At 64.6% G+C, this 19,742-nt stretch carries 17 protein-coding genes; 14 read left to right on the top strand and 3 right to left on the bottom strand.

From position 1 onward, the window contains the following. Positions 1-142: 142 nt before the first annotated feature. Complete coding sequence (locus QTI24_RS19905; protein WP_286602820.1) at positions 143-592, top strand: OsmC family protein; 450 nt, start codon at positions 143-145, stop codon at positions 590-592. A gap of 21 nt (positions 593-613) precedes the next feature. On the opposite strand, the gene coq7 is transcribed toward QTI24_RS19905, so the two are convergent. After that, positions 614-1,243, bottom strand: coding sequence for a 2-polyprenyl-3-methyl-6-methoxy-1,4-benzoquinone monooxygenase (coq7, locus tag QTI24_RS19900; RefSeq protein WP_286602819.1), 630 nt, complete (start codon positions 1,241-1,243; stop codon positions 614-616). Between the two features lie 283 nt (positions 1,244-1,526). On the opposite strand from coq7, the gene QTI24_RS19895 reads away from it, so the two are divergent. The 7 genes from QTI24_RS19895 to QTI24_RS19865 all read left to right on the top strand — a co-directional run bounded on the left by QTI24_RS19895 (position 1,527) and on the right by QTI24_RS19865 (position 9,845). Beyond that, positions 1,527-2,828 (top strand): porin, encoded by a 1,302-nt coding sequence (locus QTI24_RS19895; RefSeq protein ID WP_286602966.1) that lies wholly within the window; start codon positions 1,527-1,529, stop codon positions 2,826-2,828. Between the two features lie 163 nt (positions 2,829-2,991). Next, positions 2,992-3,972: an ABC transporter permease gene (locus QTI24_RS19890; RefSeq protein ID WP_286602817.1), complete on the top strand. Its 981-nt coding sequence runs from the start codon at positions 2,992-2,994 to the stop codon at positions 3,970-3,972. Continuing rightward, complete coding sequence (locus tag QTI24_RS19885) at positions 3,972-5,225, top strand: M20 aminoacylase family protein (protein WP_286602815.1); 1,254 nt, start codon at positions 3,972-3,974, stop codon at positions 5,223-5,225. The genes QTI24_RS19890 and QTI24_RS19885 overlap by 1 nt, the downstream gene beginning before the upstream one ends. A gap of 29 nt (positions 5,226-5,254) precedes the next feature. Beyond that, the gene (locus tag QTI24_RS19880) at positions 5,255-6,838 is read left to right on the top strand and encodes an ABC transporter substrate-binding protein (protein WP_286602813.1); all 1,584 of its coding nucleotides are present in this window, start codon (positions 5,255-5,257) and stop codon (positions 6,836-6,838) included. 98 nt (positions 6,839-6,936) lie between these two features. Further along, on the top strand, positions 6,937-7,848 hold the full coding sequence (locus QTI24_RS19875) for an ABC transporter permease (protein ID WP_286602811.1): 912 nt from the start codon (positions 6,937-6,939) through the stop codon (positions 7,846-7,848). 15 nt (positions 7,849-7,863) lie between these two features. Continuing rightward, on the top strand, positions 7,864-8,856 hold the full coding sequence (locus tag QTI24_RS19870; protein WP_286602809.1) for an ABC transporter ATP-binding protein: 993 nt from the start codon (positions 7,864-7,866) through the stop codon (positions 8,854-8,856). Then, on the top strand, positions 8,853-9,845 hold the full coding sequence (locus tag QTI24_RS19865; protein ID WP_286602807.1) for an ABC transporter ATP-binding protein: 993 nt from the start codon (positions 8,853-8,855) through the stop codon (positions 9,843-9,845). The genes QTI24_RS19870 and QTI24_RS19865 overlap by 4 nt, the downstream gene beginning before the upstream one ends. Before the next feature lie 8 nt (positions 9,846-9,853). Here QTI24_RS19865 and zwf read toward each other — a convergent pair whose 3' ends face one another. Beyond that, positions 9,854-11,323 carry a glucose-6-phosphate dehydrogenase gene (gene zwf, locus QTI24_RS19860; RefSeq protein WP_286602805.1) on the bottom strand — a complete coding sequence of 490 codons (1,470 nt, stop codon included), beginning with the start codon at positions 11,321-11,323 and terminating at the stop codon, positions 9,854-9,856. 134 nt (positions 11,324-11,457) lie between these two features. Here zwf and QTI24_RS19855 point away from each other — a divergent pair, with 134 nt between their 5' ends. Genes QTI24_RS19855 through QTI24_RS19840 form a run of 4 tightly spaced genes read left to right on the top strand, consistent with a single transcriptional unit; the run spans position 11,458 to position 16,430 of the window. Next, positions 11,458-12,477 (top strand): ABC transporter substrate-binding protein, encoded by a 1,020-nt coding sequence (locus QTI24_RS19855; protein ID WP_286602803.1) that lies wholly within the window; start codon positions 11,458-11,460, stop codon positions 12,475-12,477. A 49-nt stretch (positions 12,478-12,526) separates the two neighbouring features. After that, entirely contained in the window at positions 12,527-14,710 is a 2,184-nt protein-coding gene (locus QTI24_RS19850) for an ABC transporter permease (protein WP_286602965.1), read from the top strand. A gap of 14 nt (positions 14,711-14,724) precedes the next feature. Next, a complete protein-coding gene (locus QTI24_RS19845) occupies positions 14,725-15,771 on the top strand; it encodes an ABC transporter ATP-binding protein (protein ID WP_286602801.1) in 1,047 nt (348 codons plus the stop codon). After that, positions 15,768-16,430 carry an HAD family hydrolase gene (locus tag QTI24_RS19840; RefSeq protein WP_286602799.1) on the top strand — a complete coding sequence of 221 codons (663 nt, stop codon included), beginning with the start codon at positions 15,768-15,770 and terminating at the stop codon, positions 16,428-16,430. The genes QTI24_RS19845 and QTI24_RS19840 overlap by 4 nt, the downstream gene beginning before the upstream one ends. Here the strand turns inward: QTI24_RS19840 and QTI24_RS19835 are convergent. Next, a complete protein-coding gene (locus QTI24_RS19835; protein ID WP_286602797.1) occupies positions 16,376-17,047 on the bottom strand; it encodes a lipocalin family protein in 672 nt (223 codons plus the stop codon). The genes QTI24_RS19840 and QTI24_RS19835 overlap by 55 nt on opposite strands. A gap of 112 nt (positions 17,048-17,159) precedes the next feature. Between QTI24_RS19835 and tal the strand changes: the two genes are divergently transcribed. Continuing rightward, the gene (gene tal, locus QTI24_RS19830) at positions 17,160-18,110 is read left to right on the top strand and encodes a transaldolase (protein ID WP_286602791.1); all 951 of its coding nucleotides are present in this window, start codon (positions 17,160-17,162) and stop codon (positions 18,108-18,110) included. Next, positions 18,107-19,663 carry a glucose-6-phosphate isomerase gene (pgi, locus tag QTI24_RS19825; protein WP_286602790.1) on the top strand — a complete coding sequence of 519 codons (1,557 nt, stop codon included), beginning with the start codon at positions 18,107-18,109 and terminating at the stop codon, positions 19,661-19,663. The genes tal and pgi overlap by 4 nt, the downstream gene beginning before the upstream one ends. The last annotated feature ends 79 nt before the right edge of the window (positions 19,664-19,742 follow it).

Below are 19,742 nucleotides of genomic sequence, written 5' to 3'. Positions count from 1 at the left end.
CAACCTGCGCACACGTGTCGGTGTGCAATGAAATAAAGTATATCGACTGTTTGTTGCATTGCAACAAGCGAGTTGCGCTTTTTGAACACTAAATCACGCGGATGGGGGTTTTGGACCCTCTATCGCGCGTCCTGGAGCAAAGATGGAATGCACAGTGAGTTGGACCGGCAACACCGGCACGCGATCGGCCATGGGATTCGTCGCCGAGACCGGAACGGGCCACGTCCTGATGATGGATGGGGCGCCCGACGGCGCAAAGCCCGAAAACGGCGGACAGAACCTCGCCCCCCGTCCAATGGAAACCCTTTTGGCAGGCACCGGGGGATGCACGGCCTACGACGTGGTGCTCATTTTGAAGCGGGGACGCCACCAGGTGGAGCGTTGCAGCGTCAAGCTGACCAGCGAACGCGCGGAGAAGGACCCCAAGGTCTTCACAAAGATCCACATGCATTTCACCGTTGCGGGCAAAAATATTCCGGCTGCTGCGGTGGAGCGCGCGATCGCCTTGAGCCACGACACTTATTGCTCGGCAAGCGTCATGTTGGGAAAGACCGCGGAGATCACGACCAGTTTCGATCTGATCGAGATCTGAGGGCGTCGGCCTTGCGCTCGTTCAGATCCGGTGGGCAACGGTCGTCATCACCCGGGAGGCCATGCGCATCAGGGCTTTCGCAGGCGCTGGGAGTTCCGCCGCGCCCGCACTCCACGCCTGCGCGGCGTGACGCGCCTCGTCGAGTTTCATCTGGTTGATGACGGCCCGCGATGCGGTATCACCCGCCGGCAGCCGGTCGAGGTGACCATCGAGATGGGCCTCCACTTGGCGCTCCGTCTCGGCAACGAAGCCGAGGCTCAATGAATCCCCTAGTCGGCCTGCAACGAGACCCAGGCCGAATGCGCCCAGGTACCAGATCGGGTTCAGCACCGAAGGATGAGCGCCGAGTTCATCCAGACGTTGCAGAGTCCAGGCCAGGTGATCCGTTTCCTCGCGCGCTGCGTCGCTGAAGTGCATCCGCAGCGCCGGATCCCGGGTGACCGCTGCTTGCGCCGTATACAAGGCTTGGGCGCAGACCTCGCCGACGTGATTGATGCGCATCAAGGCCCCGGCTTCCCGTCGTTCCGCTTCGCTCAGCGTGCCTGCCGGGGTTGCGGGTGCGGGAGTTTCCCTGGTCGCGTGCGGCTTGGTGAATAGTGTGCGCAGCGCCGCGTCTGCCACTGCCAGGACGGAGTCGAGAGATGAGGTCATGGCCCGATTGAACCCGAAACACAAAAAGTCACAACTCGCCGGGCAAATCCTTTCACATAGTGGTGTCGCAAAATCCCCAGAACCTTTGTTGCACTGCTGCAACGAAACGCCCCGGCCGCCCCTGTTTTCGGGCGATTTGTTTTGCCCTGGCGAAGCGGCTCTGGTGCAATAGCGACAACTTCCCAAAAGGAGGTTGGCCCGGGGTCCGGTGGGAGCACAAAAGTGCCAGTCACGGTGAGCCCTTCGCACCGGAGCCCTATGTTTAACCTTGGAGAAACTTGCAATGAAAAAATCTCTAGTTGCCCTGGCTGCTCTGGCTGTCGCCGGCGTCGCCTCGGCTCAGTCGTCTGTCACGTTGTTCGGCGTGGTTGACGCCGCTGTCAGCGGCTATTCCAACGACACGGAAGACCTGTTCGGCAACAAAATTACGACGAAGGCCACCAAGCTGACCAACTCGGGCTACAACTCCAGCCGTCTGGGCTTCCGTGGTACGGAAGACCTCGGTGGTGGCCTGGCAGCCAGCTTCTGGCTGGAAGCCGGTCTCAACAACGACGAAGGCCTCGGCCAGACCATCTCCGGCGTTGCCCCGACGGCCCAAGGCGGCGGCGGTCTGACGTTCAATCGTCGTGCAACGGTTAGCCTGTCGGGCGCATTCGGTGAAGTTCGCCTCGGTCGCGACTACACCCCGACGTTCTGGAACGACACCGTGTTCGATCCGTTCGGCACCAACGGCGTGGGTACCAACCTGATCTCGACGGCCAACGGCTACAACAGCGGCAACGCTTCGAACAGCGGCTTCACGGTGAACAACCAGTACGTTCGCTCCAGCAACTCGATCGGCTACTTCCTGCCGCCGAACCTGGGTGGCTTCTACGGTCAGTTCATGTACGCCTTCAACGAGAAGGCCAGCTTGGATCCGGGCGTGCTGGTTCAGCCGACCATCCCCGCTGGTTTTGCTTTCAATGATTCGCGTACCGGCCGTTACATCGGCGGTCGCGTTGGCTACGCCAATGGTCCTCTGGACGTCGCAATCTCGTACGCTGAAACGACCCTGGCCAGCCAGTTCTACCAAGGCACCACCTCGAAGCTCGATTCGGGCAGCATCGGTGCTTCGTACGACTTCGGTGTCGTGAAGCTGTTCGGTGAGTACGCCAAGTCTGATACGAAGTTCGACACGACCGCGATCACCGTGGCCAATGCGTTCGGCGTCCGCGAACCCGGCGCTGACGGTTGGCTGCTCGGCGTGACCGTGCCGGTCGGCCCTGGCCTGATCCGCGCTGCTTACTCTGCTGTCGACTACAAGAACACGACGCCTCGTGCACAAGTGTTCGGCCTGGACGAACCCAAGGCGAGCAAGTGGGCCCTCGGCTACGTGCACAACCTGTCGAAGCGCACGGCTCTGTACGCAACGGTGGCTTACATCGACAACAAGAATGGCTCTGACCTGACCATCGGCAACAGCCCCGAGTACTTCGGCAATGCCCCGGCAACGCTGCCCACCGGCGCCCCGAACCCGCTGTTTGTGCCGAACCTGACCCCGAAGAGCTCGATGGGTTACGACTTCGGTATCCGTCACGCTTTCTGATCTGACGCTGGCGTAAGCCAGTATCAAGGGAAGTTCTTGAAGCCATCCGATGCAAGTCGGATGGCTTTTTTCATTGGAGCAACGCAAGTGTTGACCCCCCGGGGAACTCCCGCATGGGCACGTAGTTTGCTCTGCTAGCATCATTGAAAACTTCGTTTCCTGAATGATCGCTTTCGTATTGCGCCGCCTGATCCAAGCCGTCATCGTGATGGTCGCGGTTGCCTTCATCGCCTTCCTTCTCTTCCAGTACGTGGGTGACCCGGTGGTGTTCCTGCTTGGCCAGGACGCCAAGCCGGAGCAGGTCCGCGAGCTCCGTGAAAGCCTGGGGCTCGACAAGCCCTTCTTCGTGCAGTTCTGGCACTTCCTCCTCAACGCCGCGCAAGGTGAGTTCGGCCTCAGCTTGCGGCAAGGAGCGAAGGTGTCGCGCCTGATTGGCGAACGCTTCCCCGCCACGCTGGAACTCGCATTGGTCGCAGCCGTTCTCGCGTTGGCCATCGGCATTCCGATGGGCGTCTACACGGCGCTGCGGCGCGGCAGCTTCATGAGCCAGGTGTTCATGACGATCTCCCTGCTGGGCGTCTCGTTGCCCACCTTTCTGATCGGCATCCTGCTGATCCTTGTCTTCGCCGTCCTGCTCGGCTGGTTCCCGAGCTTCGGACGTGGCGACACCGTGCAACTCGGCTGGTGGAGCACGGGCCTATTGAAGGCCGACGGCTGGCTTCACATTGTGTTGCCCGCAGTCACACTCGCCATCTTTCAACTCACATTGATCATGCGGCTCGTGCGCGCTGAGATGCTCGAGGTTCTGCGCACCGACTACATCAAGTTCGCTCGTGCACGCGGTCTCTCGGACCGTGCGATCCATTTCGGGCATGCGCTGAAGAACACTCTTGTGCCTGTGATGACAATCACCGGCCTCCAACTCGGCGGCCTGATTGCCTTTGCAATCATCACGGAATCGGTGTTCCAGTGGCCTGGCATGGGCCTGCTGTTCATCCAGGCCGTGACGTTTGCCGACATCCCTGTGATGGCGGCCTATCTGTGCTTGATCGCACTCATTTTTGTCGTCATCAATCTCGTGGTCGATTTGCTCTACTTCGTGGTCGACCCGCGGTTGCGTATTGGCAACGCTGGAGGTCACTGATGACTGAGCCTCGTCTGCAAGCGGCGGGGAGGGCGTTCGCCCACATCGCCCGCTTCTATCCTGAAATCACCGCTTTCCGTCGCGACCTGCACGCGCATCCCGAACTCGGCTTCGAAGAGGTCTATACGTCCGGCCGCGTCCAGGAGGCGTTGAGGGCCTGCGGTGTGGACGAGGTCCACACCGGCATCGGCAAGACGGGTGTGGTGGGCGTGATCCGCGGCGCTTCGACGGCGAGCGGCCGCATGATCGGCCTGCGCGCGGACATGGATGCCTTGCCGATGTGCGAGGACAACGACTTTCCATGGCGTTCCGCCAAGAACGGGCTCATGCATGGCTGCGGCCATGACGGTCACACTGCGATGCTGGTCGGCGCGGCGCGCTATCTCGCAGAGACCCGCAACTTCGACGGCACCGCGGTCCTGATCTTCCAGCCGGGCGAAGAAGGCTTCGCCGGTGCGCGCGTGATGATCGAGGACGGCCTCTTCGACCGCTTCCCCGTCGATTCGGTCTATGCCATGCACAACTGGCCGGGCATGCCGGCCGGCACGGTGGGCATCAATCGCGGCGCGATGATGGCCGCGGCCGATCGCATCACCATCGAGGTCACGGGCAAGGGCGGGCACGGCGCGCACGCCTATCTGACGGTCGATCCGGTCGTGGTGTCCGCGCACATCATCACAGCGGTGCAGAGCATCGTCTCGCGCAACGTGCGGCCCATCGACGCGGCTGTGATCAGCATTTGTGCAGTGAGTGCGGGCGACCTGGGGGCGATGAGCGTGGTGCCGGGCAAGGCGACGCTGGTCGGTACCGTGCGCACGTTCAGCTCCAGGGTGCAGGAGCAGGTGGAGCGCCGATTGGCGGAACTGTGCACCGCAGTTGCTGGCGGCTTTGGTGCCACGGCCACCGTCAAGTTCGAGCGGATCTACCCCGCGACCATCAACACCGCGCCGGAAGCCGTGTTTGCAGGCGACGTCGCGCAGTCGCTGGTGGGCGCGCACAACGTCGAGCGCAACATGGAACCGAGCATGGGCGCCGAAGACTTTTCCTTCATGCTGCAGAAGAAGGCGGGCGCCTACCTGCGCATCGGCCAGGACGTCAGGGGCGGCGCCTTCCTGCACAACAGCCGGTACGACTTCAACGACGAGATACTGCCGCTCGGCGCCGCGTTGCATGCGGGCTTGATCGAGCATGGCATGCCGCTGGTCGTCGCGGCCGAGAAACCCCAAAACAAGATCGCTTCGACAGCGTCTTGAGTCTTTCCAACCCCGAGGAGTGCTTTCCCATGAGTCTGAAGAAAAGTATGGTTGCTGCAGCGGTCCTTACCGTGCTGGCGGCCACGAGCTTGATCGCCGGTGCGCAAACCATTCGCATTGCAAACCAGGGCGATGCACTCTCTCTGGACCCGCACTCGCTCAACGAGACGCTCCAATTGAGCACGACCGCCAACGTCTACGAGATGCTGGTGGGACGCAACAAGGACCTGACCCTGGCACCATTGCTGGCCACGAGCTGGAAGCAGACATCGCCCACGGTCTGGCGTTTCGAACTGCGCAAGGGCGTGCAGTTCCACGACGGCACGCCGTTCTCGGCGGATGACGTGGTGTTCAGCTTCAAGCGCGCGGCGGGCGAGGGCTCTGACATGCAGGGCAACACCACCGACATCAAGGAAGTGCGCAAGGTGGGCGATCACGCGGTCGAGATCGAGACTCGCGGCCCCTTCCCCATCCTCCCCGACGTGATCTCTCAGCTGATGATCATGAGCAAGAAGTGGTGCGAGGAGAACCAGGCGACCCGGCCGGTCGATCGCCGCAAGGGCATCGAGAACACCGCGTCGTTCAAGGCCAACGGCACCGGACCGTTCCGTGTGCGCGAGCGCCAGCCCAATGTGCGCACGGTCTTCGTGCGCAACAACAACTACTGGGGCAAGATCGAAGGCAACGTCCAGGAAGTCGTCTTCACGCCGATCGCCAATCCCGCGACGCGTGTCGCCGCGCTGATCTCGGGCGAAGTCGATGTGATGGAGCCGGTGCCGGTGCAGGACGTCGCACGCGTCAACGCGAGTCCGAACGCACGCGTCATCGCCGGCCCGGAACTGCGGACCATCTTCCTGGGCATGGACCAGAAACGCGACGAGCTGTTGTATTCCAGCGTCAAAGGCAAGAACCCATTCAAGGACAAGCGCGTCCGCCAGGCCTTCTACCAGGCCATCGATATTTCCGGCATCCAGCGCACCGTGATGCGTGGCGCGTCGCGTCCCACTGCACTGCTGGTGGGGCCGGGCATCAACGGCTGGACCGCCGAGCAGGACAAGCGTCTGCCCTACGACGTCGAAGCGGCAAAGAAGCTGATGGCCGATGCGGGCTACCCCAACGGCTTCGAAGTGACGATGAACTGCCCGAATGACCGCTACGTCAACGACGGCCAGATCTGCCAGAGCGTGGCGGCCAGCCTCGCGAAGATCGGCGTGAAGATCAACCTCGCGGCTGAAACGAAGGGCACCTACTTCCCGAAGGTCCTTCGGCGCGACACCAGCTTCTACATGCTCGGCTGGACGCCGACCACGTACGACTCGCACAACGCGCTCAGTTCTCTGGCGGCTTGCGTCGACGACAAGGGAACCGGCCAGTTCAACCTCGGCGCCTACTGCAATCCCAAGGTGGACGAACTGACCAAGAAGATCCAGTCGGAGACCGACAAGACCAAGCGCGACGCGATGATCAAGGAAGCCTTCACGATCCACGCCGACGACGTGGGCCACCTGCCGCTGCACCAGCAATCACTGGCATGGGGCGTGAGCAAGAAGGTCGAACTGACGCAGCTCGCGGACAACTGGATGATGTTCAAGTGGATGAGCATCAAGCCTTGAGCGCGTGACCCTCCCAAGCTACCGCACCTCGTGTCGTCGCTGCCCCCGAGGGGGCAGCGCGGCGCCGGCCTGACCGCGGCATCTTCTTCCGCCTCTCGATGAAAAAAACCATAGCCCGCTGGCTCGACAGCGATGTCGGCCACAGCTTTCGCAGCTCGCCGGTCGCGATGCTAGCTGCCGCGATCGCTTTCGTCTGCGTGTTCTGCGCCGTGTTCGCGGGATGGGTGTCGCCGCACAACCCCTTCGACCTCGCGACGCTCGAACTCGGCGACGCTCGCATCCCGCCGGCCTGGAGTACCGAAGGCACGACCAAGTACTTGCTTGGCACCGATGACCAGGGCCGGGACATCCTCTCGGCAGTGATCTACGGTGCGCGCATCTCGCTGATCGTGGGGCTGGTGTCGGTCATGGTCTCGGTCTTCGTCGGCGTGTTCTTCGGACTGCTCGCGGGCTTCTGGGGCGGCTGGCTCGATGCCTTCCTCATGCGCGTGTGCGACGTGATGCTGTCGTTTCCGCCGATCCTCGTGGCCCTGCTGATGGCGGGTGTCGGCCGCGCGCTGTTTCCGGACGCGCCCACCTCGGTGGCCTTTGGCGTGCTCATCATCTCGATATCGCTGACCGGCTGGGTGCAATATGCGCGCACGGTGCGCGGTTCGACCCTGGTGGAACGCAGCAGGGAGTACGTGCAGGCCGCACGCGTGACGGGTGTATCGCCGTGGCGAATCATGATGCGCCACGTTCTGCCGAACGTGATGGGCCCGGTGCTGGTGCTCGCAACGATCCAGGTCGCCACCGCCATCATCACCGAGGCCACGCTGTCTTTTCTCGGTGTCGGTGTGCCGCCGACCTCACCCTCGCTGGGCACCCTGATCCGCGTCGGCAACGAATACCTGTTTTCCGGCGAATGGTGGATCACCGTGTTCCCTGGCGCGATGCTCGTACTGATCGCATTGAGCGTGAACCTGCTGGGTGACTGGCTGCGCGATGCGCTCAACCCGCGACTGCGCTGAAGGCGAAACGAACCCATGAGCCTGCTGCAAGTTCAGAACCTGGTCGTCGAATTTCCGAATCGCCGCGGCACGCTGCGCGCGCTGGACGACATCTCCTTCGACATCGCGCCGGGCGAAATCCTCGGTGTGGTGGGTGAATCGGGCGCGGGCAAGTCGCTCACCGGCGCGGCCATCATCGGGCTGCTCGAGCCACCCGGCCGCGTGGCCGCCGGGCAGATCGTGCTCGAAGGCCAGCGCATCGACAACCTCGACCACGAGGCCATGCGCCACATCCGTGGGCGCAAGATCGGCGCGATCTTCCAGGACCCCCTGACCTCACTGAACCCGCTCTACACGATCGGCCGGCAACTGATCGAGACCATCCGCACGCACCTCCCAGTGAACGAGGCGGAGGCACGCCGGCGCGCCATCGGACTGTTGCAGGACACGGGCATTCCCGCGGCCGCGCAGCGCATCGATCACTTTCCGCACCAGTTCTCGGGCGGCATGCGCCAGCGCGTCGTGATTGCGCTCGCGCTCGCGGCCGAACCGAAGCTGATCGTTGCCGACGAGCCCACCACCGCGCTGGACGTGTCGATCCAGGCGCAGATCATCCAGTTGCTCAAGGGCATCTGCAAGGAGCGCGGCGCCGCCGTGATGCTGATCACCCACGACATGGGCGTCATTGCCGAAACCTGCGATCGCGTGGCCGTGATGTACGCCGGCCGCGTGGTCGAGATCGGGCCAGTGCATGAGGTGATCCATCAGCCGGCCCATCCCTACACCTCGGGCCTGATGGCCTCCATCCCCGACATGACGATGGACCGCGAACGCCTCAACCAGATCGACGGCGCGATGCCGCGGCTCAATGCCATTCCAAAGGGATGCGCCTACAACCCGCGCTGTCCGCGCGTCTTCGACCGTTGCCTGGTCGAACGTCCGGACCTGCTCAATGCCGGTGCCACGCGGGCCGCGTGCTGGCTGCACGAAGCGCACACGGCCTCGCCGGACTACGGAGGCGCGGCATGACGCCACTGGTGCAGGCACACGATCTCGCCAAGAGCTTCGACGTTTCGCCTCCCTGGCTCAACCGCGTACTGGAGCGCAAGCCGCGCGTGTTGCTCAAGGCCGTCGATGGCGTGAGCTTCTCGATCGAACGCGGCAAGACGCTCGCGCTGGTAGGTGAATCCGGATGCGGCAAGAGCACCGTGGCGCGCCTGCTGGTGGGGCTGTACGACCCCACGCGGGGCGGCATGCAGTTCGATGGACAGGATGCGCACGCGGCCTTCAAGACGGCCGAGGGGCGCACGCTGCGCCGTCGCATCCAGATGATCTTCCAGGACCCCTATGCGAGCCTCAACCCGCGATGGATCGTCGAGGACATCGTCGGCGAGCCGCTGCGTGAGCATGGCATCTTCGCCAAGGGACCCGAACTCAAGGCGCGCGTCGGCGACCTGCTGAAGTCGGTCGGCCTGAGTCCACTGGACATGGTGAAGTACCCGCATCAGTTCTCCGGCGGGCAGCGCCAGCGTATTTCCATCGCGCGAGCCCTGGCGACGCAGCCGGAGTTCCTCGTGTGCGACGAGCCCACATCTGCGCTCGACGTGAGCGTGCAGGCGCAGGTGCTCAACATCATGAAGGACCTGCAGCGCGAGCAGGGGCTGACCTACCTCTTTATCTCGCACAACCTCGCGGTGGTGCGCCATGTCGCGGATGAGGTCGGCGTGATGTACCTGGGGCGCCTGGTCGAGGTGGCCGAGAAGCACACGCTGTTCGACTCACCGCAGCATCCCTATACGCGCATGCTGCTCGATGCCATTCCGCAGATGAAGCACACCGGGCGGCGCCGCACGCCGGTGCAAGGCGAGGTGCCGAACCCGCTCGACCCGCCGACGGGCTGCACCTTCCATCCGCGCTGCCCGCTCGCCAACGAGCGTTGCAAGGCGGAGCGCCCACCGCTGCAAATGCTGCGTGGGGTGCAGGTTGCCTGCCACGCCGTGGAAGAAGGCAGGGCCTAGCTTCGGGCCTACTGTTCCTCGCCCCAGGCGTAGCCGTCGCGGGCGATCATCGCGCTGGAAGCACTCGGCCCCCATGTGCCTGCTGCATAGGGCCGCGGTACGCCCTCGGAGGCCCAGCTGTCGATCAGCGGCTCGACCCAGCGCCATGCCTCTTCCTGCTCGTCGCTGCGCACGAACAGATTCAGTCGACCATCGATCACATCGAGCAACAGGCGTTCGTAGGCGCCCACGCGCTCGGAGCCGAAGCGTTTGTCGAAATCGAGGTCGAGCTGCACGGGCGCCAGTTGCGGACCGGCGCGGCGGTTGCCGTTGCGCTGGCGGTTGTCCTGCGCCTGCGCGAGCATGTGCAGTTCCAGACCGTCCTTGGGCTGGAGGTTGATCACGAGCTTGTTCACCGCACTGGCCGGCGCACGGAAGATGGCGTGAGGCGTCGGCTTGAAGTTGACTTCGATGCGCGCATCGCGCGACGCCAGCCGCTTGCCCGTGCGGATGTAGAGCGGGACGCCGGCCCATCGCCAGTTGGCGATTTCGGTGCGCAGCGCCACGAAGGTCTCGGTGCGGCTTTCGGGGTCCACGCCCGGTTCGTCGCGATAGCCTTGCACGCGTTCGCCGTAGGCCGTGCCCGCGGCGTATTGGCCGCGAATCGCATGCAGGCCGATCGACTCCGCCGTCCACGGCTTGAGGGCGCGCAGCACCTTGAGCTTCTCGTCTCGAATTGCATCGGCATGTGCGTTGATCGGCGGCTCCATGCCGATGGCGCAGACGAGCTGCAATGCATGGTTCTGCACCATGTCCCGCAGCGCGCCCGTCTGGTCGTAGAAGCTCCCGCGCTTCTCCACGCCCAGGTCTTCGGCGATCGTGATCTGGATGTTCGCGATGTGCTCGCGGCGCCAGATCGGCTCGAAGAGCGCATTGCCGAAGCGCATCGCGAACAGGTTCTGCACCGATGGCTTGCCAAGGTAATGGTCGATGCGGAACACCTGATGCTCCGCGAGAACCTGGCACACGGCCTTGTTGATCGCACGGTTCGAGGCCAGGTCGTGGCCCAGCGGCTTTTCGAGCACGACACGCGTCTGCGGCCCATTGAGGCCGGCCGCGGCGATCTGCTCGACCACTTGCGTGAAGAGCGCCGGCGCCGTGGCCAGGTACATCACCACGGTGCCGGCATTGCGCGCCTTCAGCACCCGGGCCAGCTTTTCATAGTCGGCGGGCTGCGACAGGTCCATGCGCAGGAAATAGAGCAGGGACGCGAACTTCTTGAACTCCTCCGGCGTCGGCCGCTTGGCGCCCTCGACCGCCTCGAAGCGCGACTGGATCAGTTCGCGGTAGGCGTCGTCGGAAAGATCATCGCGCGCCACGCCGATGATGCGGCCGTCTTCGGGCAGGCTGCCATGCCGGAACGCCTGAAACAGAGCAGGCATCAGCTTTCGCCATGCGAGATCACCGGTACCGCCAAAGAGGACGAGGTCGAAACTCATGGATACATCCGTAGGGTTGTGTGGGGCGAGCATGAAGCTTGCCTCGAATGGTACTTGTACCGATCTGTAGAGCGGCACCTCCGGGCTAAGCTGAAATGCAACAGGGAGGACCCATTGTTCTGGAGAGGTCCTGGATGAAGAAGATTTTCAGCATGACGGTGATGGCTGCGTTGGTCGGCATGTCTGCCGGCGCTTCGGCCCAGACTGTCAACGTCATCTGTTCGGTCCAGGCCGACTGGTGCAACATGATCGCGACCGTGTACGCGCGGACCACGGGCGTCAAGCTCAACATGGCGCTCAAGGGCTCGGGCGAGGCGCTCGCGCAGCTGATTGCGGAGAAGGACAACCCCAAGACCGACGTCTGGTTCGGCGGCACGGGCGACCCGCATCTGCAGGCGGCCGAATCGGGCCTCACGCTCGAATACAAGTCGCCGACCTTGTCGCAGCTCTATCCGTGGGCCCAGCAGCAGGCGCAGCAGTCCGGCTACAAGACGGTCGGCATCTATTCGGGCCCATTGGGCTTCGCCTACAACACGGAACTGGTGCAGAAAAAGAAGCTGCCCGTGCCGCGTAGCTGGGCCGATCTGCTGAAGCCCGAATACAAGGGCGACATCCAGGTGGCGAATCCGGCGTCGAGCGGCACCGCCTACACGATGATCGCGACGCTCGTCCAACTGATGGGTGAAGACAAGGCCTTCGAGTATCTCAAGGGCCTGCACCGCAACGTCGGCCAGTACACGCGCTCCGGCACCGGACCGATCAAGGCGGTCGCGCGTGGCGAGACCGCGGTGTCGATCAGCTTCGTGCACGACGCCCCGCAGGAAAAGATGCAAGGCTTCCCGGTGGAGACCACCACGCCTTCGGAGGGCACGGGCGCCGAGATCGGCTCCATGAGCATCGTGAAGGGTGCGCGCAACCTCGAGCAGGCGAAGAAGTTCTACGAATGGGCGCTCACGCCGCAGGCGCAGACCTTCGGCGCCGCGGCAAAGCAATACCAGTTGCCTTCGAACAAGGCGACGGCTGTGGACCCTAACGTGCCGGACTTCAAGAAGATCAAGATGATCGATTACGACTACGCGAAGTACGGCGCGAGCGCCGAGCGCCGGCGCCTGATCGCGCGCTGGGAGAAGGACGTCAACTCGCTCCCACGCTAGCGTGCCTGTGTCCTCCGCACTCGCTGGGCGCCGCAGCGCCAACACACCCATCTGGATATGCATCGCGACCGGCGTGATCGGCTATGTCGCGCTGCCCTGGTATGCGATTCAGGACACCTCCTGGTACGAGGCGCTTCCGCAAGTCGTCAGTGCAGGAGAAGGCGCGAACGGCGTGATGCAGGCGGAGCTGCAGGGGCGGAGCTGGCTCTACATCGGGCTGATCGGACTGGCGATATGCGCCCTCGGCGGCTTGCTGCGCGCTGGCCTTGCACAAGGCCGGTTGCTGCTTGTCGGCGGCGCGGTGGGCAGCGTGGGGCTGGCGCTCGGCGGCTTCCTCATCGGCGCGCGCGGCTGGAGTTTTGCCTTTCTCAACGGCCACCTCGGTGAACTGTCGCTGAATCAGTTCGGTATCGGCGCGGGCGGCGCCGTCGCCGTCGTGTCGCTGGTGCTGCTTGCGGCCTTCGGGTTGGCGCGACTGGGTTTCTACAAAGGCGACCTGTTCGTTTCCGGCGCAGTGATCGCATGCGGCGTGCTGATGGCCTTGTTCATCGCCTACCCCGTGAGCAAGGCGCTCGCGGGCGCCTTCATCGATGAGGACGGGGGATGGTCGCTGGCCGCCTTTGTTGCACGCCTCGGCACGGAGCGGATCTGGGGGTTGGGGTGTCTCGCGGGCGGTGTGCGTTGTGGCGTGGCCTGGAACACGCTGGCGCTGGCGCTGCTCACCGCCGTGGGCACCACCTTCCTCGGCACGCTGATGGCGCTGATGGCCGAGCGCGGGAGCAGGCGCTGGCAGGGACCGCTGCGCGTGCTCGCACTGCTGCCCATCATCACGCCGCCCTTTGTCGTCGGTCTTGGCCTGATCCTGCTGTTCGGCCGCGCCGGCGTGGTCAACCAGTTCCTCGAAAGCAGCTTCGGCATCGAACCCACGCGCTGGTTCTACGGCATGCCGGGCGTGCTCGTCGCGCAATTGTTCGCCTTCACGCCGATCGCCTTCATGATCATGCGGGGCGTGGTGCAGGGCGTGTCGCCGAGCCTGGAAGAGGCCGCGCAGATGCTTCGCGCCGACCGTCGCCGTACCTTCTTCACCATCACGCTGCCTTTGCTCAAGCCTGGACTCGCGAACGCGTTCCTCGTCGGCTTCATCGAAAGCATTGCGGACTTCGGCAACCCGATCGTCGTGGGCGGCCAGTTCTCGGTGCTGTCGACGGACATCTTCTTTGCGATCGTCGGTGCACAGTACGACCAGGGTCGCGCCGCATCGCTGGCCTGGGTGCTGACGATCTTTGCGCTCGGCGTGTTCGCGATCCAACGCTGGGTGCTCGGCAAGCAGAGCTACACGACGGTGACAGGAAAGGGCGATGCCGGCATCCCGATGGCCTTGCCCGACGGCGTGCGCCGCACCACCTACTGCATTGCGCTGCCGTGGATCGCATTCACCGTGGTCGTCTATCTTTTCGCCTTCGCGGGTGGTTTCGTTCAGACCTGGGGGCGCGACTACACCTTCACGCTCAACCATTTCAAGAATGCCTTCGCGCTGGAATGGGGACAGTTCGGCCTGGTGTGGGCGGGCACGGCGTGGAATTCGCTGATCACGACCGTCAAGCTCGCGGGCATCTCGGCGCCGCTGACGGCGAGCTTCGGCCTGCTGATCGCCTGGCTGCTGGCGCGCAATGAGTTCAAGGGGCAGGGCGCGTTCGAGTTCGCGGCGCTCCTGGCCTTCGCGATTCCCGGCACGGTGCTCGGCGTCAGCTACATCCTGGCGTTCAACGTGCCGCCCCTCGAACTCACGGGCACGGGCCTGATCATCGTGCTGTGCTTCATCTTCCGGAACCTGCCGGTGGGCGTGCGAGCGGGGACGGCGGCATTCAAGCAACTCGACCGTTCGCTCGACGAGGCATCGCTGATGCTGCGCGCATCGACGTCGCAGACGCTCTTCAAGGTGGTGCTGCCGCTGCTCAAGCCGGCCCTGGTGGCGGCGCTGGTCTACAGTTTCGTGCGCGCCATGACGACGGTGAGCGCGGTGATCTTCCTGGTCACGGCCGAGAACGAGCTGGCGACGACCTACATCATCGGGCGCGTCGGCAACGGAGACTATGGCCTGGCGCTCGCATACTGCACGGTGCTGATGATCCTGATGTCGATCGCGATTGCGCTCGTGCAACTCGTCGTCGGCGAGCGCAAGCTGGGACGGCGCAAGGTCGGCATTCCGGCCATTGCGGCCCCGGTGCATTGATGACGGAAAAATTCATGAGCAACGGCATCGAACTTCGCGACATCACCAAGCGCTACGGCAACGACGCGCGCACGCCCCTGGCGGTAAAGGGCGTCAGCTTCGAGGTGCCGGCGGGCACCCTGACCACCATCCTCGGTCCCTCGGGCTGCGGCAAGACGACCATCCTGCGAATGATTGCCGGACTCGAGTCGCCGACCTCCGGCTCGATCCTCATGGGTGGCCGCGACGTCACGACGCTGGGGCCGGCCGAGCGCAACGTGAGCATGATGTTCCAGAGCTATGCGCTGTTCCCGCACATGAACGTGATCGAGAACGTGAGCTACGGGCTGCGAATGAGCGGTGTGCGCAAGAACGAGGCGACGGCGCGCGCGCGGGACGCGCTCAAGGGCGTGGGCCTGGTCGGCTTCGACGAGCGCCTGCCGAGCGAGCTGTCCGGCGGACAGCAGCAGCGCGTGGCGCTCGCCCGCGCGCTGGTGCTGGAGCCCGCCGTGCTGCTGTTCGACGAACCGCTCTCCAACCTCGATGCACGGCTGCGCCGCGAGATGCGCGAGGAGATCCGCAATCTGCAACGGCGGCTTCACCTCACCGTCGCCTACGTCACGCACGACCAGAGCGAAGCGCTCGCGGTCAGCGACGAGATCATCGTGATGGACCATGGCGTCATCGCACAGCGCGGAACGCCCGAGCAACTCTACGGCCATCCCGAAAGCGAATTCGTAGCCGGCTTCATGGGCGAGGCGATGGTGTTTCCCGCGCTGGCCCAGCCCGATGGACGGGTGCAGATGGGGCCGCTGATGCTGACGCCCGGCTACCCGATCGCGCCTGGCATCGTCAAGGTCGCGGTGCGGCCGGAGGCGTGGTACATCGGCGCGGCGGTCGGCCTGCCGGCGATCCTGCGCAAAGCGGCTTTCCTGGGCAACTTTTACGAGTACGCTTTCGACACCGCACTCGGTTCGGTGTTCGTGGTGTCGACAGATCTCGCCCACCCTTTGGCAGCCGGTGCGGAGACCCACCTTTCTCTCACCAGTCACGGCGTTTCCATCGTGCCTGCCGCCCTATGAATGTTGTCTTCGATCTGGGTGCCGTGCTCCTGACCTGGGAGCCCGTGGCACTGGTGCAAGCGAATTTCGAGCCTCACGCGCCGACCGCCGAGGCGGCGCATACGCTGGCCGGCCAGATGTTCCATCACGAGGATTGGCTCGGCTTCGATCGAGGCACGCACAGCCTGGACGATGCCATCGGCCGCATGGCCCTTCGCCTCGCCCTGCCGGCCGACCGGCTCAGCGACGTGCTGGCACCGATGGGCGAAAGGCTCGAGCCGATCGCCGTCACGGTGGACCTTCTGGCGTCGCTGCGCGCGCGCCGCGACGCGGGGGAAGACTTGCGGCTCTATTACCTTTCCAACATGCCCGCGCCCTATGCGCGTGTGCTGGAGTACCGCCATGCCTTCTTCCGATGGTTCGACGGCGGCATCTTCTCTGGCGACGTGCGCGTGATCAAGCCGCAACCCGAGATCTACGGGTTGCTCGCCGAGCGCTATCGGCTCAAGGGGGCGGAGACAGTGTTCATCGACGATTCGCTCGCCAACGTCGTGGCGGCGCGCGAATTCGGCTGGCACGCGATCCATTGCGAGCGGCCGAGCGCCGTGCCCGCGCAACTGGCGGCCTACCTGCCTGTCAACTCGACCTTGTCGACGTCGAAACCCAGCGTGCGGGCGTAATCGAGTTCCGCCTGCAGCGCGGCCTCGTCGAGCCGGGGGGCGCGCGACAGCACCCACAGGTACTGGCGGTTCGGCGTGCCGACCAGGGCGACCTGGTAGTCGCGGTCGAGCTTCAGGATCCAGTAGTCCCCCCAAACCAGCGGCAGCCAGCTCAGCCATTCGGGCGCGAAACGCACTTCGAGCCGTCCCGCGCCGGGCTGGCCGGCGACGGGCACCACCCGGGCCGAGCCCACGGATTCGTCGAAGTTTCCGTCAGCCAGGATGCAACGATTGCGCACTTCCACGCCGCCGTCGTCCAGCAACGTGTACTCGGCCGTGACGGGGCCAGTGCACTGCTTCTGGAAACGGTTGGGCAGGCGTGCCTGCTCGTGCCACACGCCCGCGTAGCGCTTCAGGTCGACCGGCGCCACGACCTGGAGCGGAGCGCGCATCAGCGGTGCGCCGTCGGCGGGGCCGGCAACGGTTTGCGCGCGTGCGGCGCGGGTACTCGACAGTGCCAGCAGGGTCAACGCGCCGCCGACGCAGAAGGCCGTCGCCAGCGTGCCGATGGACGCGCTGTGGACGCGGTCATCGAAGACGACGGTGGGAGGCGGGGCGCGGCGGGTGCGAAATGGCATGGCGTTTCTCCGGAGGACGGTCAGGCAAGCGGCAAGGTTAGTGAGCCGCCACGCCAAGCCACGTCAGCCGGGGACCACACGGTCTGTAGTTTTGCGGCGGGATAATGGCCGAATGAACCAACTCGATGCCCTCCGTCAATGGACCACCGTAGTGGCCGACACCGGTGATTTCCGTCAACTGGCCCAGTTCAAGCCCCGGGACGCGACGACCAATCCGTCGCTGATCCTCAAGGCCGTGCAAAAGCCGGAATACCGCCCCTTGCTGGACGAAGCGGTCAACAAGCACAACGGCCAGCCGATCGACGAAGTGATCGACCGGCTGCTGGTGCGCTTCGGCACCGAGATTCTTTCGATCATCCCGGGCCGCGTCTCGACCGAGGTCGATGCACGGCTGAGCTTCGATACGCAAGCGACCATCGCCCGCGCGGAGCGCATCGTGGCGCTCTATCGTGCGGAGGGTGTCGATGTCGGGAAGCGCCTGTTGATCAAGATCGCCTCCACCTGGGAAGGCATCGAGGCGGCGCGGCAGCTCGAGAAGATGGGCATCCACTGCAATCTCACGCTGCTGTTCTCCTTCGCGCAGGCGGTGGCCTGCGGGGCGGCCGGGGTGCAACTGATCTCACCCTTCGTCGGGCGCATCTACGACTGGTACAAGAAATCGGCCGGCAGCAACTGGAACGAAGCAGACAACGCCGGCGCCAACGACCCGGGCGTGAAATCGGTGCGTCAGATCTTCGACTACTACAAGAAGCACGGCATCGCTACGGAGGTCATGGGCGCGAGCTTCCGCAATGTCGGGCAGATCGCCGCGCTCGCCGGCTGTGACCTGCTCACCATCAGTCCCGAACTCCTGGGCGAGCTCGCCGCCAGCGATGCGCCCTTGAGCCATGCGCTGGACGCCGAGGCGGCCCAGCGCCTCGACATTCCGAAGCTGACACTCGATGAACCGACGTTCCGCTTTGCGCTGAACGAAGACGCGATGGCGACCGAAAAGCTCGCCGAGGGCATTCGCGCGTTCGCCGCCGACGCGGTCAAGCTCGAAAAGCTGATGGAGGCCACATGACGAGAACCCGTTGCGATCGCACGGCCGCATGGGCCGAACTCCAGTTGCACTACGACAAGGTCGGCCTCGGCTTCGATGTGCGGAAGGCCTTTGCTGCCGACCCGAAGCGCTTTGGCGCCTTGAGCCAGTCGGCGCCGTATCTCTTCGCCGACCTGTCGAAGAACCTGACCGATACGCGGACGGAAGAGCTGCTGCTGGCCGTCGCCCGCGAATCGGGCCTAGAGGCGCATCGTGACGCAATGTTCGCGGGCGAGCACATCAACGAGACCGAAAACCGTGCGGTGCTGCATACGCTGCTCAGGCGGCCGGCTTCGGCGCCCGTCACCGGCGACCTCGCCGCCGCCTTTGGCGACGTGCAGTCCACGCTGACGGCGATGCTGGCGTACGCCGAGGAAGTCCGCGCCGATCACACGATCACCGACGTGGTCAACATCGGCATCGGCGGCTCCGATCTCGGGCCGCAGATGGCGGTGCTGGCGCTCGACCAGTTCGTCGCGCCCGGCAAGCGATTCCACTTCGTCTCGAACGTAGACGGCCATGAGCTGGCCGGCGTGCTGCGCGGCCTGGCGCCCGAGCACACGCTGTTCCTGATCGCGTCGAAGACCTTCACCACGGCCGAGACGATGGCGAACGCGCAGTCGGCCAAGCGCTGGTTCGAGCAGTCCGGCAGCGTGGACATCGCCCGCCATTTCGCTGCGCTCACGACCAATGTCGAAGCAGCGCGCGCCTTCGGCATCGAGACGACCTTCGGCTTCTGGGATTGGGTCGGCGGCCGCTACTCGCTGTGGTCGGCCATTGGCCTGCCGATCGCGCTGGCGATCGGCGCGGATGGCTTTCGCGGCCTGCTTGCCGGCGCCCATGCGATGGACGAGCACTTCCGCACGGCGCCGCTCGCGCAGAACCTGCCCGTGCGCCTGGGCCTGCTCGACGTCTGGCATCGCAATTTCCACCGCTTCACCAGCCGAGGCATCGCCCCGTACCACAGCGCGCTCAGGCGCCTGCCTGCCTACCTGCAGCAGCTCGAAATGGAGAGCAATGGCAAGCAGGTGGACATGGCCGGCAAGCCGCTGACTTTCGGAACCTCGCCCGTGCTGTGGGGCGAACCGGGCACCAATGGCCAGCACGCGTACTTCCAGATGCTGCACCAGGGCACGGACGTGGTTCCGCTCGAATTCATCGCCGTGCGCGATGCCGCGCACGACCTCGATGGCCATCATCCCAAGCTGCTGGCCAACGCACTCGCGCAGGCCCAGGCGCTGATGGTCGGCCAGCGCGACGAGGGTGGCCACCGGAGCTTTCCGGGCAACAGGCCAAGCACCTTCTTCGTGATGGAAGAGCTGACGCCCGAGTCGCTCGGCGCCTTCCTGGCGCTCTACGAGCACCGCGTGTTCACCAGCGGCTCGCTCTGGGGCATCAACAGCTTTGACCAGTGGGGTGTCGAACTCGGCAAGGTGCTGGCCAAGGACATCGAGCCACGGCTCGCCTCGGGCAACGCCCAGGGGCTTGATGCCTCCACCGCCGGCCTGCTCGAACGCTTGCGCCAGCGCGTTTGAAGGGCCGGGAAGGCCGGCGAACCGCTCGATATGATGACCGCGGGGTTTTCCCGTGGGAATCAACAAGAGGAGTTTGCAC

It is taken from the genome of Variovorax sp. J22P240 (assembly GCF_030316855.1).
Lineage (GTDB): Bacteria > Pseudomonadota > Gammaproteobacteria > Burkholderiales > Burkholderiaceae_C > Variovorax.
This window is presented reverse-complemented; position numbering and strand designations above follow the sequence as displayed.